Origin of the sequence: Streptomyces sp. NPDC059788 (assembly GCF_042732265.1) — a bacterium.
Classification (GTDB): domain Bacteria; phylum Actinomycetota; class Actinomycetes; order Streptomycetales; family Streptomycetaceae; genus Streptomyces.
This window is the reverse complement of the sequence record NZ_JBHWHY010000001.1, coordinates 19,750-32,242: the sequence shown is the minus strand read 5'-3', so window position 1 is coordinate 32,242 and position 12,493 is coordinate 19,750. Positions and strand designations below refer to the sequence as shown.

18 protein-coding genes and 1 pseudogene are annotated in these 12,493 nt (G+C 68.9%); 6 read left to right on the top strand and 13 right to left on the bottom strand.

The features are described from left to right. Positions 1 to 11: 11 nt before the first annotated feature. The 3 genes from ACFV57_RS00265 to ACFV57_RS00255 are packed head-to-tail and all read right to left on the bottom strand — an operon-like array spanning position 12 to position 1,023. Positions 12 to 458, bottom strand: coding sequence for a hypothetical protein (locus ACFV57_RS00265; RefSeq protein ID WP_385224015.1), 447 nt, complete (start codon positions 456 to 458; stop codon positions 12 to 14). Beyond that, on the bottom strand, positions 455 to 643 hold the full coding sequence (locus ACFV57_RS00260; RefSeq protein WP_385224013.1) for a hypothetical protein: 189 nt from the start codon (positions 641 to 643) through the stop codon (positions 455 to 457). The genes ACFV57_RS00265 and ACFV57_RS00260 overlap by 4 nt, the downstream gene beginning before the upstream one ends. Further along, positions 640 to 1,023 (bottom strand): DUF6907 domain-containing protein, encoded by a 384-nt coding sequence (locus ACFV57_RS00255; protein WP_385224011.1) that lies wholly within the window; start codon positions 1,021 to 1,023, stop codon positions 640 to 642. The genes ACFV57_RS00260 and ACFV57_RS00255 overlap by 4 nt, the downstream gene beginning before the upstream one ends. Before the next feature lie 538 nt (positions 1,024 to 1,561). Here ACFV57_RS00255 and ACFV57_RS00250 point away from each other — a divergent pair. From ACFV57_RS00250 to ACFV57_RS00240, 3 genes and pseudogenes are all read left to right on the top strand, one after another. Beyond that, the gene (locus ACFV57_RS00250) at positions 1,562 to 3,046 is read left to right on the top strand and encodes a peptide deformylase (protein WP_385224009.1); all 1,485 of its coding nucleotides are present in this window, start codon (positions 1,562 to 1,564) and stop codon (positions 3,044 to 3,046) included. A 392-nt stretch (positions 3,047 to 3,438) separates the two neighbouring features. Further along, positions 3,439 to 4,137, top strand: a complete 699-nt coding sequence (locus tag ACFV57_RS00245; protein WP_385224007.1) for a hypothetical protein — start codon at positions 3,439 to 3,441, stop codon at positions 4,135 to 4,137. Further along, positions 4,134 to 4,536 (top strand): annotated as a pseudogene (locus ACFV57_RS00240) (NUDIX hydrolase). The gene ACFV57_RS00245 and the pseudogene ACFV57_RS00240 overlap by 4 nt, the downstream one beginning before the upstream one ends. A 47-nt stretch (positions 4,537 to 4,583) precedes the next feature. On the opposite strand, the gene ACFV57_RS00235 reads toward ACFV57_RS00240, so the two are convergent. From ACFV57_RS00235 to ACFV57_RS00225, 3 genes are all read right to left on the bottom strand, one after another. Then, positions 4,584 to 4,811 carry a hypothetical protein gene (locus ACFV57_RS00235; protein WP_385224005.1) on the bottom strand — a complete coding sequence of 76 codons (228 nt, stop codon included), beginning with the start codon at positions 4,809 to 4,811 and terminating at the stop codon, positions 4,584 to 4,586. A 22-nt stretch (positions 4,812 to 4,833) separates the two neighbouring features. Continuing rightward, positions 4,834 to 5,043, bottom strand: a complete 210-nt coding sequence (locus ACFV57_RS00230; RefSeq protein WP_385224003.1) for a hypothetical protein — start codon at positions 5,041 to 5,043, stop codon at positions 4,834 to 4,836. A 90-nt stretch (positions 5,044 to 5,133) separates the two neighbouring features. Next, a complete protein-coding gene (locus ACFV57_RS00225; protein ID WP_385224001.1) occupies positions 5,134 to 5,544 on the bottom strand; it encodes a multiprotein-bridging factor 1 family protein in 411 nt (136 codons plus the stop codon). A 166-nt stretch (positions 5,545 to 5,710) separates the two neighbouring features. On the opposite strand from ACFV57_RS00225, the gene ACFV57_RS00220 reads away from it, so the two are divergent. Further along, positions 5,711 to 6,520: a phage antirepressor KilAC domain-containing protein gene (locus tag ACFV57_RS00220; protein WP_385223999.1), complete on the top strand. Its 810-nt coding sequence runs from the start codon at positions 5,711 to 5,713 to the stop codon at positions 6,518 to 6,520. 166 nt (positions 6,521 to 6,686) lie between these two features. After that, positions 6,687 to 7,178, top strand: a complete 492-nt coding sequence (locus ACFV57_RS00215) for a hypothetical protein (RefSeq protein ID WP_385223997.1) — start codon at positions 6,687 to 6,689, stop codon at positions 7,176 to 7,178. A 412-nt stretch (positions 7,179 to 7,590) separates the two neighbouring features. Here the strand turns inward: ACFV57_RS00215 and ACFV57_RS00210 are convergent, their stop codons facing one another. The 4 genes from ACFV57_RS00210 to ACFV57_RS00195 all read right to left on the bottom strand — a co-directional run bounded on the left by ACFV57_RS00210 (position 7,591) and on the right by ACFV57_RS00195 (position 10,554). Beyond that, a complete protein-coding gene (locus ACFV57_RS00210) occupies positions 7,591 to 8,874 on the bottom strand; it encodes a hypothetical protein (RefSeq protein WP_385223995.1) in 1,284 nt (427 codons plus the stop codon). Positions 8,875 to 8,882: 8 nt separating this feature from the next. Beyond that, entirely contained in the window at positions 8,883 to 9,317 is a 435-nt protein-coding gene (locus ACFV57_RS00205) for a DUF1870 family protein (RefSeq protein ID WP_385223993.1), read from the bottom strand. Between the two features lie 69 nt (positions 9,318 to 9,386). Further along, positions 9,387 to 9,995 (bottom strand): hypothetical protein, encoded by a 609-nt coding sequence (locus ACFV57_RS00200; RefSeq protein WP_385223991.1) that lies wholly within the window; start codon positions 9,993 to 9,995, stop codon positions 9,387 to 9,389. 43 nt (positions 9,996 to 10,038) lie between these two features. Next, entirely contained in the window at positions 10,039 to 10,554 is a 516-nt protein-coding gene (locus ACFV57_RS00195; RefSeq protein ID WP_385223989.1) for a hypothetical protein, read from the bottom strand. Between the two features lie 86 nt (positions 10,555 to 10,640). On the opposite strand from ACFV57_RS00195, the gene ACFV57_RS00190 reads away from it, so the two are divergent. Continuing rightward, positions 10,641 to 10,958: a hypothetical protein gene (locus ACFV57_RS00190; RefSeq protein WP_385223987.1), complete on the top strand. Its 318-nt coding sequence runs from the start codon at positions 10,641 to 10,643 to the stop codon at positions 10,956 to 10,958. Between the two features lie 10 nt (positions 10,959 to 10,968). Here ACFV57_RS00190 and ACFV57_RS00185 read toward each other — a convergent pair whose 3' ends face one another. The 3 genes from ACFV57_RS00185 to ACFV57_RS00175 all read right to left on the bottom strand — a co-directional run bounded on the left by ACFV57_RS00185 (position 10,969) and on the right by ACFV57_RS00175 (position 12,477). After that, positions 10,969 to 11,256: a hypothetical protein gene (locus ACFV57_RS00185; protein WP_385223985.1), complete on the bottom strand. Its 288-nt coding sequence runs from the start codon at positions 11,254 to 11,256 to the stop codon at positions 10,969 to 10,971. Between the two features lie 106 nt (positions 11,257 to 11,362). Continuing rightward, positions 11,363 to 11,836 carry a hypothetical protein gene (locus tag ACFV57_RS00180; protein ID WP_385223983.1) on the bottom strand — a complete coding sequence of 158 codons (474 nt, stop codon included), beginning with the start codon at positions 11,834 to 11,836 and terminating at the stop codon, positions 11,363 to 11,365. Between the two features lie 20 nt (positions 11,837 to 11,856). After that, positions 11,857 to 12,477, bottom strand: coding sequence for a hypothetical protein (locus tag ACFV57_RS00175; protein ID WP_385223981.1), 621 nt, complete (start codon positions 12,475 to 12,477; stop codon positions 11,857 to 11,859). Between the last annotated feature and the right edge of the window lie 16 nt (positions 12,478 to 12,493).

Sequence of the window (12,493 nt, the reverse complement as noted above, 5' to 3'; positions counted from 1 at the left end):
CCCGGGGTGGGTCAGTCGGCGGTGACGAGGTGCAGTGCGGGCCGCTCCGTGCGGCCGATGCGGCGGTCCACCGCGTCCTGAGCGAGGCCGGTGACCGGCGTCGCCCGCCCGTCGTCGTACAGACCCCGGGTCAAGCAGTGCACCTCCGTGGACAGCAGCGCCGTCTGGGAGGTCAGCGCGCGGATCACGCGCAGCACCAGTTCATCGGGCAGCTCGAAGACACCGGCCACACGCCCGGCATCAGGGCCGGACAGCTGCGTGACGGTGATGGCGACGTCGTCGGCGATGCGGTCGTCCGGCAGCAGCTGTGAGCCGATCCTCTGCAGCTCCTCCAGGTGCTCGGCCAGCCGGGCCGCGCCCGAGTCCGACGGCGGCACCTGCGCGACCGCGCGGCCGGCCATACGGGCCCGGCGCACGGCCTCGTCGGCCTGAGACTCGGGGGTGCGGAAGTCGGTCACGACTCCCCCTTCGGCGCGATCTTGAACATGTCGCCGTGCGCCGCGTACACCACGTGCACGTCCTCGCCCGCCGCGCGCAGCACATCGGCGACCGCGTCGAGGATGATGTCCGACCGCGGGTTGCCCGCGGGCAGCTGGCGCGGCAGACGGGACAAGTCCGCGGCGGAGAGGGTGGCGGTAGTCATGACGTCCACCCCGTCTCGCCGCTCGTGATCGCCTCGAACTGGTCTGCCATGGCGTGCAGGCGGGTCAGGTGATCGCGGACCTTCGCGACGTAGGCGCGCAGCTCGTCGGGCGTCAGGTGCACCCAGTCCTCGCCCCCGGCGTCGAACGCCAGCTCGGGGCGGCCGGTGTCCGGGTCGTAACTGATCTGCGCGACGAGCACCTGGTGCGGGGACCCGTCGATGTAGCGGCCCGCCGACGAGTCCAGACTCGTCTCGTACAGCGGGGCGTCCGACAGGCGCACGGCAGCCGGGGTCAGGGAGTACGGGACGGGGGCGTCGGCAGTGGCCGAGGCCGGTGACGCGACGCCTACGGGGAGGCCCGTAGAATTCGGGATAGCCATCAGGGGACCCTTCAGAGATTCCTGGTGGTTAGGCCCTGGCCTGGGAGTGGAGTCCCAGCGTCGGGGCCGCCTTTGTTTTTGGGGTGCTGGTGGAGCAGCACGATCCTGCGCCTCGGGCCGGTGGAGCGACCCGAGTGGCACTCCACTAAGTTAGCGCCCTCTCTAGCGCGTGGCAATCCACTGTGGGAAGATTTCTCCATGCCAGCCGGAGTCCACCTCAAGCCAGCGCGCACCTTCCGCCCCGAGAGTCCAGAGCTGTACGAGGATGCGAGGGCGGCGGTCAAAGCGGTCGACTCCACCATGAACAAGCACATCAACGCATTCTTGCGCTGGCTCACACACGAGACCGACGAGCTGCCAAGACGCCCTGCCGCGCCCCCGGCCAAGCGGTCGTAGTTTCGACTTGCTGTCGTCACGATCCCTCCTGCTGGAAAGGTGGAACTTCACCCTTCCGCTACGGATCACACCGCGTCGGGATCCTGTGATGACAGTCTGAGAGTCGATCACTCACACATCACTCATAGGCACAGGGGGAGCGATGCAGGCGGCAGCCGAGGCGTTCATCGCCGAGCTGAAGCACTGGCGCGACGTGCGTGGCAAGAGCCAGTCCAAACTGGCCCGCGAGGTCGGCTACACGCCGTCCTATGTGTCAAAGGTCGAGGGCGGCCAGCTGCCCGCCTCCGGGGAGTTCGCCGTCAAGGCGGACGACGTACTGCAGGCCGGCGGCGCGATCCGCCGGGCCTTCCGCGAGATCGAGAAGCACGGCCGCCCCGTGGCACCGCATCCCGCGCCGAACGGCGAAGATGCGCACGCGACGAGCCTGATCGTCGAGCACGAGGACACGACGCTCCACTACGACGGCCACGTCTACCGGGCCACGCAGCGGCGGCGCCTGTACAACGACTCGCCCGATCCCGTGACCCGCTATCTGATCCGGATCTCCGTTGACCGGTACCCCGGCGACCCCGAGCGGTCGAACCAGCACTACCGCGCTAACCCGCTCACCTGGGAAGAGATCGGCCTGAGCGCATCGATCGACGGCGAGCCGCTGATGTGGCGGGTAAAGCATGATCGGGACGCATTCAAGGAACTATGGCTCCTGTTCGACCACTCGCCGCTCTACCCTGGTGAATCCGCCTGGCTGGAGTACAGCTACACGGTGAGTGATCAAAAGTGGGGTTCATGGTTCCAGCGTGCGGTGCGCCTCCCGACGCACCGCATGAGCGTGCGCCTGGACTTTCCCGCAGAGATCGACCCCATCGTTTGGGGTACCGAAACGACCATGACCGCCGAGGGCGGCCCTCTTCGCACGCCGATCCGGCGCAGCGAGGAGAGCGGTCGGCGGATCTATGCCTGGTCGACGGAGGACCCGCCACTGCACGCCCGGTACCGGCTCGAATGGAAGTTCCGCCAACGTCCCGATCTTGAGGAGTCCCGGCAGGTGACAGAGACCATGACCGATGCCACGGCGAGCGAGCGAATGCGCGCCATCGGAGTCGTCCAGGAGGGCGACCCGATCCTCGCGAAGGCCGCGAGAACGTTCGACCTGCCGGCCGAGGCAGAGGATGCTCGTCGCGTCGTCGCCGAGCTGGTCTCCGCCTGCGAAAGGGCCTCTACGGTCCATGTTTTCGGGAAGGGCATGGGTATGGCCGCCCCGCAGATCGGCATCGACCGGGCCGCCGCGATCGTCCGCAGCCCTGAAGGCGACTCGATCACGCTCTTCAATCCGCGGATCGTCGAGGAGTCACCCGACACTGATGAGCAGTACGAAGGCTGCCTCAGTTTCTTCGACGTGCGCGGCAAGGTCCCCCGCCCCCTCGCCATCTCGGTCGAGCACTGCGATATCGACGGCACCGAGCGCATCACCATCTTCGAGCGCGGCCTCGCACGCCTCGTCGCTCATGAGGTCGACCATCTGCATGGCCGGCTCTACCGGAGTCGGATGCGAGAAGGTGTTGAGCCGATCCCCGTATCGGAGTATCGCGGGACCGGCAGCAACTGGCAGTACGGGCAGGTGCGGTGACCAGGCCCGCTCGCTCGCTTGCCCGCGAGGCCGAGTTTCGGGCCCGAGTCGAGGAGTTAGGCGGCCGTGTTCTTGAGCCGAAATGGCTCGGAGTGCTGAATCGTCATCGCGTCCTGTGCGCTAAAGGTCACGAATGCGCTCCCCGACCGAGGTATGTACTTGCCGGTGGCGGCATGTGCCGCACCTGTTCCGGCAATGACCCACGTGTAGCCGAGGCGGCTTTCCGTACCCGCATAGCAGAGCTGGGTGGAACAATCCTGGAAACCCGGTGGCTTGGCGCCGACCGCCCTCACCGGGTTCTCTGCGCCGCCGGGCACGAGGGCAGGCCTCGACCAAGCGACGTGAAGCAGGGTGACGGAATATGCAAGACCTGCGCGGGGACGGACTCGCGGGTGGCGGAAGCTGCCTTCCGGGCCCGTGTCGAGGAACTGGGCGGCGCGGTCCTTGAGCCGAGGTGGCTCGGGTCGCTCAAGCTGCACCGCATCCAGTGCGCCGCCGGGCATGAAGTGAAGCAGCGGCCCAACAGCGTGCTGCGCGGACAGGGGCTCTGCCGGGCCTGCGCCGGAAACGATCCGAAGATTTCCGAGGCCCAATTCCGGGCACGTGTCGCAGAGCTGGGCGGCACGGTCCTTGAAACCGCATGGCTCGGAGTGAAGACACCTCACCGCGTTCGGTGTGCAGCCGGACATGAGAGCACACCGCGGCCAACAGCCGTACAGCAAGGCGGAGGTATCTGCAGGCTCTGTATGGGCAAGACCTGGGACGCCTTCTACGTCGTCCTCGATGACGAGAACCAGACCGTGAAGTTCGGAATCACTTCCGGCGACTCTCGCCCCCGCCTGGCCACCCATGCCCGAGATGGATACCACATCACGGTGCGGCTCATGCGGAACCTCCCGCCGGGCGCTGCTCGACAGGTAGAAAAGGCAACGCTCGCCGCGCTGGCGCTCGCCAATGTCGAGCCGGTTCGCGGCCACGAGTACTTCCACGCGGCGGTGCTTCCCATCGTCCTCGACATCGCCGACAACTACCCACTCCCACCCCAGACGGTGCGTACCGATGAGACGCCAGAAGTGGAGCAGGCGGCATGACCACCACCGAGCCCGCCGTCGCTGCCGCGGTCATCGTCAGCGACGGCCGCGTGCTACTGATCCGCCGCAGGGTGCCCGAGGGGGACCTCGTCTGGCAGTTCCCCGCAGGCGCGATCGAGTCTGGCGAGTCCGCCGAGCGGGCCGCGGTGGCGCGAGACGCTGGAGGAGACCGGTCTCACCGTCGCGGCGACCGAGCTGATCGGTGAGCGCGTCCACCCGAAGACGGGGCGCTCGATGTCGTACACGGCCTGCTCGGTGGTCTCCGGCGAGGCGCATGTGGCGGACGACGAGGAGCTGGCCGAGGTGGCGTGGGTCGCGCACTCGGAGATCGGCGAGTACGTGCCCTACGGGCTGTTCGGGCCGGTGCAGGAGTACCTGGACGGCGCGCTGGCGCGCTGAGCGAACACGCAAGAGGCTCGCCCGGCATCCGGGCGGGCCTCTTGCGATCAGGCTTCGATGTACGCGACGACGATCTGGGTTCCGAGGGTGGTCGCGTAGTAGATGACGCGCGTGCTGGCGCCTTCTTCGCGATACTCGCGCCACGGGGCGTTGCCGGGCACTTCCGTACCGATGCCGGGATCGGTCTGTATCGCGACGATGGCACGGTCAACGGCGATGGTTTCCGGAATGTTGAGTCGCCGGATCTGCCGCTGCGCAGCGTCGCCGAAGGTCACGTTGGCGCGTCGTGGACCATGCTTAGGCGACATGCCACGAGTCAACCACGATCCCGAGCCGCGCATATTGCTCGTCGCGCACCTGTTCCCAGGGGGTGCACTCATCCGGGGTCGGCAAGCCGTTAGCCGCGAAGGCGTCGAGGATGTGGGCCAGTTCGGGGGCTCGCTCACGCTCGCGGTCCGCCCAGTCACGGAGGTTCGCGGCTGCTTGCACATCGATCGGCTCCGGCATAGCCGTCCTCCAGGTCGGGATGAGACACCAGATTAGCGTCCTCTCTTGCGCGTGCACTAGAAAACCGGGCCCCGTCGAGGCGGGGTTTCGTCATGCGTCCAGGGCGCCGCGTCGCTTCAGTTCCGCCACGATCCGCTGCGAGAGTTCACGAATCTCGCGCGCGGTGAGGTTGTCGGTGACGGCGATGGCCGACATGGTGACCGCATCCTGTAGCTCGTCTTCCGAGAGCTTGGCGATGTGGAACCCCTCCGCTTCCTTGCTGATGGAGACAGGCCCGGCGGCGCCGTCGAGGATCTCAACGCCGGAGCCGGCTGCCCATCCGAGCGCCTCCTCGACCTTCGCCAAGGTGCGAGGAATACGGGTGCGAGGCAGCCCTGATTCCAAGTTCTGCACGCTGCTCTCGGACATGTCGGCGCGTTTGGCGAGGTCAACCTGCGTCATGCCAGCAGACTCGCGCGCCCGCTTGATCGCGTCAGCGAGCCGTCTCCAGTCCCGTTCCATGTCGCGAGTGTGCCGGGCCTTGAGTGTTCATGCAACCTTTTTGGGTTTCTATTGCGTGAGCACCCAACGAACACCTACCTTCGAAGCGAGGGCCCGCCCCGAACCGCCAAGTACCGAGCGGGCCCCAGTCGATCAATCCGCTGTGTCCAAACAGACCGGAGAGACCATGACCATCGTCGCATCAACTGGGCAATCCCCGTTCGAGCACCTCAAGCAGACACGTCCGGACGGGTCCGAATACTGGCCTGCCCGCGACCTCCAGCCGACCATGGCCTACGACCGCTGGGAGCGGTTCGAGGGCGTCATCGAGCGCGCGATCGCCGCCGCAGAGAACTCCGGCGTGAACCCGGCGGCTCACTTTCGCAGCTCCGCGAAGATCACGAAAAACGCCCGTGGCCAGCAGCGATCCACCGCAGATTGGGAGCTGTCGCGCTACGGCGCCTACCTCGTCGCGATGAACGGCGACCCTCGTAAGCCGGAGATCGCAGCCGCGCAGACGTACTTCGCCGTAAAGACCCGCGAGGCGGAGACGACTCCCGCACTCCCCCAGGACTACGAGGAGGCGCTCGTCGCCCTGCTCGGCAAGGTCCGCGAGGCGAAGGCGCTGGAGTCGAAGGTCAAGGAGCTGGAGGCCCCGGCCGCCGCGTGGAACGTCCTCGCCGACGCGTCGGGCGACTACTGCCTGCGCGACGCGGCGTTCATTCTGAACCGTGACCCCGCGATCTCGACGGGGCAGCAGCGGCTCATGAAGTTCATCCGGACGCTCGGGATGGTCGACCGCAACGGCACCCCTTACGCGAAGCACGCGGCGCACCTCACGGAGCGCCCCCAGACGTACCTGCATCCGCAGACTCGCGAGGTGATGCTGGCCCGGCCCCAGATCCGCATCACGGTCCGGGGCCTGCAGTATCTCCACCGCAGGCTCGGCGGTGTCGCGCCCCTGCGGTACGACCAGCCGGAGCTGGGCGCGGCCTGACCGCCCCCGTCCGCGGCGGCGCTTCGGCGTCGCCGCCTGGCCTGCAGGGCATGGGCGGCCGGGGTTTCGCTGTCGAACCATCGGTCCTTCGTGCCATTGAGCTATCGGTCCATCGTTTCTCGCTAGGCTCGCACGGTCATCACACGCCGGAGGGAAGTCCACAGTCATGCGTCCGCAGCGGTTCCAGGATTTTGTGATCGAGACGCTCACCAAGGCGCCTGACGTGCAGGCTGCCGAGGCGTGGCAGGAGGGGGTGCAGCGGCCTTTCGGTGTGCGCGTGGTGTTCTCGTCGGGTGCCCAGCTGTGGGTGGCGGTGATGTGCCAGATGCCGCCTGGGCACAGCTGGGAGGAGCCGGAGGTGCCGGTGACCGGGGAGCCGCCGTCCGATGTGCCGGTGCCGGACCTGTACGAGGGCGGCAAGGTGTCTCCGCTGCGGGCGGAGGCGTATCTTGCGGCGGTGCTGGCGAACTCGGGTAGCGCGGAGATCGCGCGTACCTACGGCTATTCGGACGGGGCGACGTCGACGCGGCCGACGGCGCACCCAGGCACGGGTGTGGTCTTCCATAGTGGCGGCCGGGGCTTCCTGCTGTTCGAGTACTCGGCGCGGGCGGGGCAGGAGCGGGGCGGCCGGTCTTCGGAGCTGCAGTCCGCCTTCTGACCCTGCGCGCGCCCTGGTGACCAAGATGCCGTCGCGGGCACGCTGGGAGCCTCCAATGCGGGAGGCGCCATGCGGTGCGACCCAGCGCGATGTGACGGCAGCTGCCCGGTATGCGGGGCTTGGGTGGGTTCCGAGCCCGGCGAGCCGACGACCACCCACCAGCCGGCCGACGACCGGGGCACCTGCCCCGGCTCCGGTCAGCCGGCCCTGTAGGACAGCGCGAAAGACCCCCGCCCGATGACTTCCGGGCGGGGGCTTCGTCGTGTTCAGCCGCGGTTCTTCTTCACGGCGAGGATGGAGGTCAGGGGGCCTGCGATCCACTCCTTGCCGTTGGAGAACTCGAAGCCGATGCGCCGCCGGGCCTACACATCCACGAGTGCCGGCATCCAGCCGGTCAAGCCCCGCACCACAGCTAGGGCTTCTTTCGCCCTTCACGAACGCTCGGCCACGGATGCACCTGGCGGAACCGGTCCGCGAAGTCCGGGTCCGACCGGCACCAGGCTTCGCACCGGTACCACGTCACACCCGCCTCACGCCGGGTTTGCTCCAGTGGCCTGCCAGCCGACAAGGCGGACAGGAACCGCTCCTTCGCCGCCTGTGTGCCCTGATCCGCGGCCTCCTTCGCACGGGCGGCGAAGTCCTGGTCTCTTTGGGACCAGGCCACAACCCTGCCCGCCTTCAGGCCCAGTTGGCGCGCCGCCGCGCTGAGACTCACGTCTCCCGACCGCATGATGTGCAGCACACGCTCCTGCTGCCGGGCCACTGCCGCCTCTTTCTGTTCCTGCGGCCCGGCGGCCGGGGACCTGCGAGCTTGATACTTCCGGGCCAGACGGGAGAGCTCTTTAGCGGACAGGCCGAATGTCTCCACGATGCTTTTGATCGGTTCACCGGCCTGGTACGCAGCGATCACCGCGGCCGTGTCCCCGTCCGGCGGCGGCCGCCGCCGGGAGCGCTCCTTGACGGCTACCGCCTCACGGCAGCGCGGGCAGGAGCCGCCGTACTGTGGACCGTTGAGCGTTCCGCAGAAGGAACCCGCAGGGCATGATTCTTCTTCGGCGCGCGGCATGCGGGTTCCGGGCGGACTGGTGATCGCTTCTTCCGCCGTCATGCCGGCCAGGTAACGCGCCTTGATGGTTTGCCCCTCCACTGCCGCGCGCGGATCGCGGCCCCAGGTCAGAGCTGGCTTCGTCTCGCCGAACGCGGTCAGTTCCACGACGGTGCGTTTTCGGCGCGGCTTCCATGTCTTCTGCATCATCCGGCGCTCCAGCTCGGTGAACCCCGGCGTGGTGCGCCACAGGGCCAGCTCATCGGGCGTCTGCTGCGGGCCGGCTCCCGTCCGGGGCTCAGTCAGGGTCAGCAGGTAGGCCACGACGTCTTTTAACTCATGCTGACCGGCCCGCTCTTGCTCGGTGTTCGCCAGGGCCGCGGCCAGCCGTGGGTGGTCGGCCGCCGCCGCCCGCACGCTGCGCGGGTACAGACCCAGTTCACGGGCGACAGGCGGCAAGTCCTCCCCCTGCGCGATCCGCGTGGCGATGTGGTCCAGCAGCGCCGGGTCGGGGGCGGTGCGCTGGCGCCGGTAGCGCGCGGTGTCCTCGTTGTGCGCCTTGCGGCAGCGGGGGCACCGGCCGCCCTTGCGCCATCCTGCTGGGGTTCCGCAGGTGCGGCCAGAGGCCTTGCATGGCTCCGCTGTGGTCACTGGCCTGGTCACACCGGAACCCCCTGCGCGGCCACGGCATCTGCATACGCGATGGCCAGTGCCGGTACCTGCAGGGCGATACGGGCGACGACCGCGCGGTGCCAGGAGGCCGGGAACAGCGGGTCCAGCTCGGGGTGCGCCGACCAGTACTCGGCATCCGTCCGGTAGGTGATCAGCCCCGGCTCCGGGAGGTCCTGCAGCTTCTCAGCGGCCCCGGCGATGAACTCGCCAGTGCGCTGCTCCAGGTCCTCCATCTCCAGGCGCACCCCGTCCGGGATCTGGTACTTACCGGCTTCCCAGTGCCGGACCGTGCGCGCGGACACTTTGAGGTGGCCGGCCAGCCACTCGGGGGTCAGCCCCAGGTACTCGCGCACCACGCGGAACTCGGCGTCGGTCATCCGTTCGTCCTCGGGCATGCCGGGCGGGTCGGTGTACTCAGTCATCGGTTCTCCAAGGTGATGCCGCCCCGGTGGTGGCCGGGGCGGCGCGGGGGTGAAGAGTCGCGGAGGGTCTCAGGCGTCGTCCTCGCCGAGGCCGTCGCGCAGCCGCCGCAGGTAGTCGTTCACCCCTTCCAGCACGACCACGCTGCTGCCGCTGCCGCTCACGCCGGCCAGGTCCTGACGGATCTGCTCCTCGATCTCGTCCAGACGGTCGTCGGTCGTCTCGGCGGTGATGCTGTACTCGTCGGCCTCGCACCCGTTGGTGGCGCTGTCCACGTCCCAGACGGTCACCTGGTCCGATTCGGCGAAGCGGTCCTCCAGCAGCGCGTCCAGTTCCTCCTCGGCGGCCTGGGCGTCCTTCCCGAGGCGGGCGACCAGGTTGTTGCCGTCCCAGACCTGTTCCCAGTCGGCGAGGATGCGGTCGGCCAGCGGCGTGACGTCGCGCAGGGCCTGGTTGGCGGCCTCGGCGTGCAGCAGGGGAATGTCGTAGCGGCGGTCGAAGCCGTAGTGGACGCTGAACGGCACGGCGTTGCCGATCTCGGCGTTGTAGCTGGCGAGCAGGACGCCTTCGCGCAGGTCCAGTTCGATGTAGCAGGGCTGGGGTTCGCTCTGGCCGGAGTACTGGCGGTACAGCTCGTCCGGGCTGGTGCACTCGATGACGCGGATCGTGGTGGTGGTCATGCCGGTCCCCCTTCGGGACGGAGCGGACGTGGCGGTGTCGGTGTCAGAGGGCCGCGATGGCGGCGCGGATCCCGGCGACGACGGCGGCCCAGACCTCTTCGCGGGAGGCGACGCGGGACTCGGTGACGCCGTAGCGGCCGTGCAGCTTGCCGTCGGCGGTGTCGAACCACACCTTGTCGAGCGTGGCGAGCAGCTTGTACGCCTGCGAGTTGGAGATGGCCTCGCCCTGCCAGGAGGCGGAGGAGATGTTGCCGGTGTTGTAGTGGTCGGTCTCCAGCCCGGCGAAGGCGGCCCAGTCGTTGAGGTAGACGCGGTCCTTGTCGCCGCGCTGCCAGCGCCTGCCGCCGATCGCGGTCATCGTCTCGACCGAGTAGACGACCGCGGCGGGCCTGCGGGCGGGGCGCTTGAGGGCGCCGAGGGCGATGCGGTGGGCGAGGGACGCGGCGTCGATGACCCAGCGGCCGGCGCGCTTGGCGGCGGCGACGGCTCCGATGCGGCACCAGGTGCGGACGGTGGCAACGGTGACGCGGGCTTCGAGTGCGGCAGCGGTGGTGTTCATGGGCCGGTTCCTTCCGGCGGGGCCTGGGGCTATTCCCCTGACCTCACAACACCAAGCTAGCTTCCAAATCTGGAAGCCGCAAGAGGGTGGGGCAAAGAAAGCGGCCCGCCATCCTGACCGCGGCTGTTCCGTCACTGCACGTACCGGCGCAGCACCTGATGCGCCCGCTCCAGCACCCGCCGGGCCTGTACCGGGGCGGCACCGGACGCGCGGAACAAGGAGGACAGTGGAACTCGAACCTCTTCGTGCGCAGATCGACTGGCCCGCGCCTGCCCGTCATCACGGCGGGCGAGGCGCGGGCCGCAGTGGCGCTGCTGGCGCATTACGGGCGGGGCGGCGACGAGGCGGCGAGGCTGGCCCGCAGGTGGTCAGCGAACGTGGCCCGGCGGCTACCGGCGGAGTAGCCGCGCAGCGTTACAGATTCGGTCCGCTGCTGACCTGGTAGGTGCTGGCTGTGTTGAAGCCGTGCGCGAAGGCGGTGGCCAGCAGTTCCTGAAGGCGGAGTTGACGGGTTGAGGGATCGTCGAGGTCGGCGGCCAGCTTCCCGAGCTCGTATGTGGTGGCCGCTCCCAGCGATACGGCGTGCAACGTGTCTGCGTCGAGGGGGCTGTCACCGGACCACGGGTCGCCGCCCTCGATGGCGTGGCGGTACTTGACGACGATCTGCTCCAGCGCCGCGGCGTGCGCGGTATCCATATCCATACGGCCGACGGTAGGCCTGTGCAGCCTGGCGCCCGAGGCGAAGCGCGGAAATGCGCTCTTTTTGACAACGGAAGATCGACGCGTGTGGGCGGGGCGCCGTGCTGCGTCAGCCCCACCACGAGCAGAGCAGCCAGCCCGGCCGCCTCTGCCTGGGCCTGATCCCTAGCGCGTCGAGGGCCTGGCGGAGCTTGGCGTCGGCGCCCTGTCGCGTCACCTCGTCGGCCAACTGTGTAAAGCCGACCGGGGTGGCGCAGCCGCGGTGGGCGGTGACGCCCACCGCGATCAGCAGGTACATCGGGGAGCGGTCGGAGCAGTGCGTCTCGAACTCCACGCCGAGCGTGGCCCTGGCCTCCCGCTCGCGCTGGAAGTAGCCGTCCTTGCCGGGCTCCCAGGTTTCGGTGAAGCCGGTGAGCGTGGCGAGCAGGTGCCGCTCGGCCGCCGTCTGGAAGTCGTCCTCGGGGCCGTACCAGGGCAGTTCGGGCAGTTCCCCGTACTTGCCGAGGCCTTCGAGCTCCCATCCGCTGTCACCTCCGCCGAGGTGGTAGCCGTAGACGAGCATCGCGTCAGTGGACTGGCCCATCGGGTGCTCCTTCGTGGTAGTCAGGCTGCGTCCCGGTCGGCGAGCGGCAGGTCGCGGAGGTCTTGCCAGGTGTGCTGGGTGCCGCAGCGGGCGCATTGCCGGCCGGGGGTGGTGAGGGTGATCGACAGGGTGGCGCCGCACGGGCACGCGACGTGGATTTTGCATTCCGCTTGTTCGCCGGTGACGAGCCGCTGGGCGTGCCCGTGGTGGGCGCGGATCTCGTGGTGCAGGTCGGCGGCGCCGCTGAAGCTGGCGTAGATCCACGGGGTGTTGGCGGCGAGGAACGCGACCGTACCGGCGAGGGTCTGCCGCAGGTCGCCCCGGAACCCGGCCGCCTCGTAGCCGAGTTCGTCGCGCACGGCGGCCTCCCAGTCGGCGAGAACGGTCACCAGCCCGCCGCGGGCCCGCAGATCGAGTACGTGCAGCGAGCACGGCAGCGGCGCGCCCTTCGTTCCGCTTACGCGCCCGCCGCCCCGCCCGGACCCCGGCTCCAGGAGGTCGCCGAGCTGGTCGTACAGGCCCGGCAGCGCGCGCAGCATCTCGGTGCCGCGCTCCTGGCAGATGCGGCACCCGGCCCGGCCCCACTCGTCATCGCGAAGGTCGCGATTGCACATGCTGCACGTCGGGTTGACATCGGTCACGGCGGTCTCCTTGCGG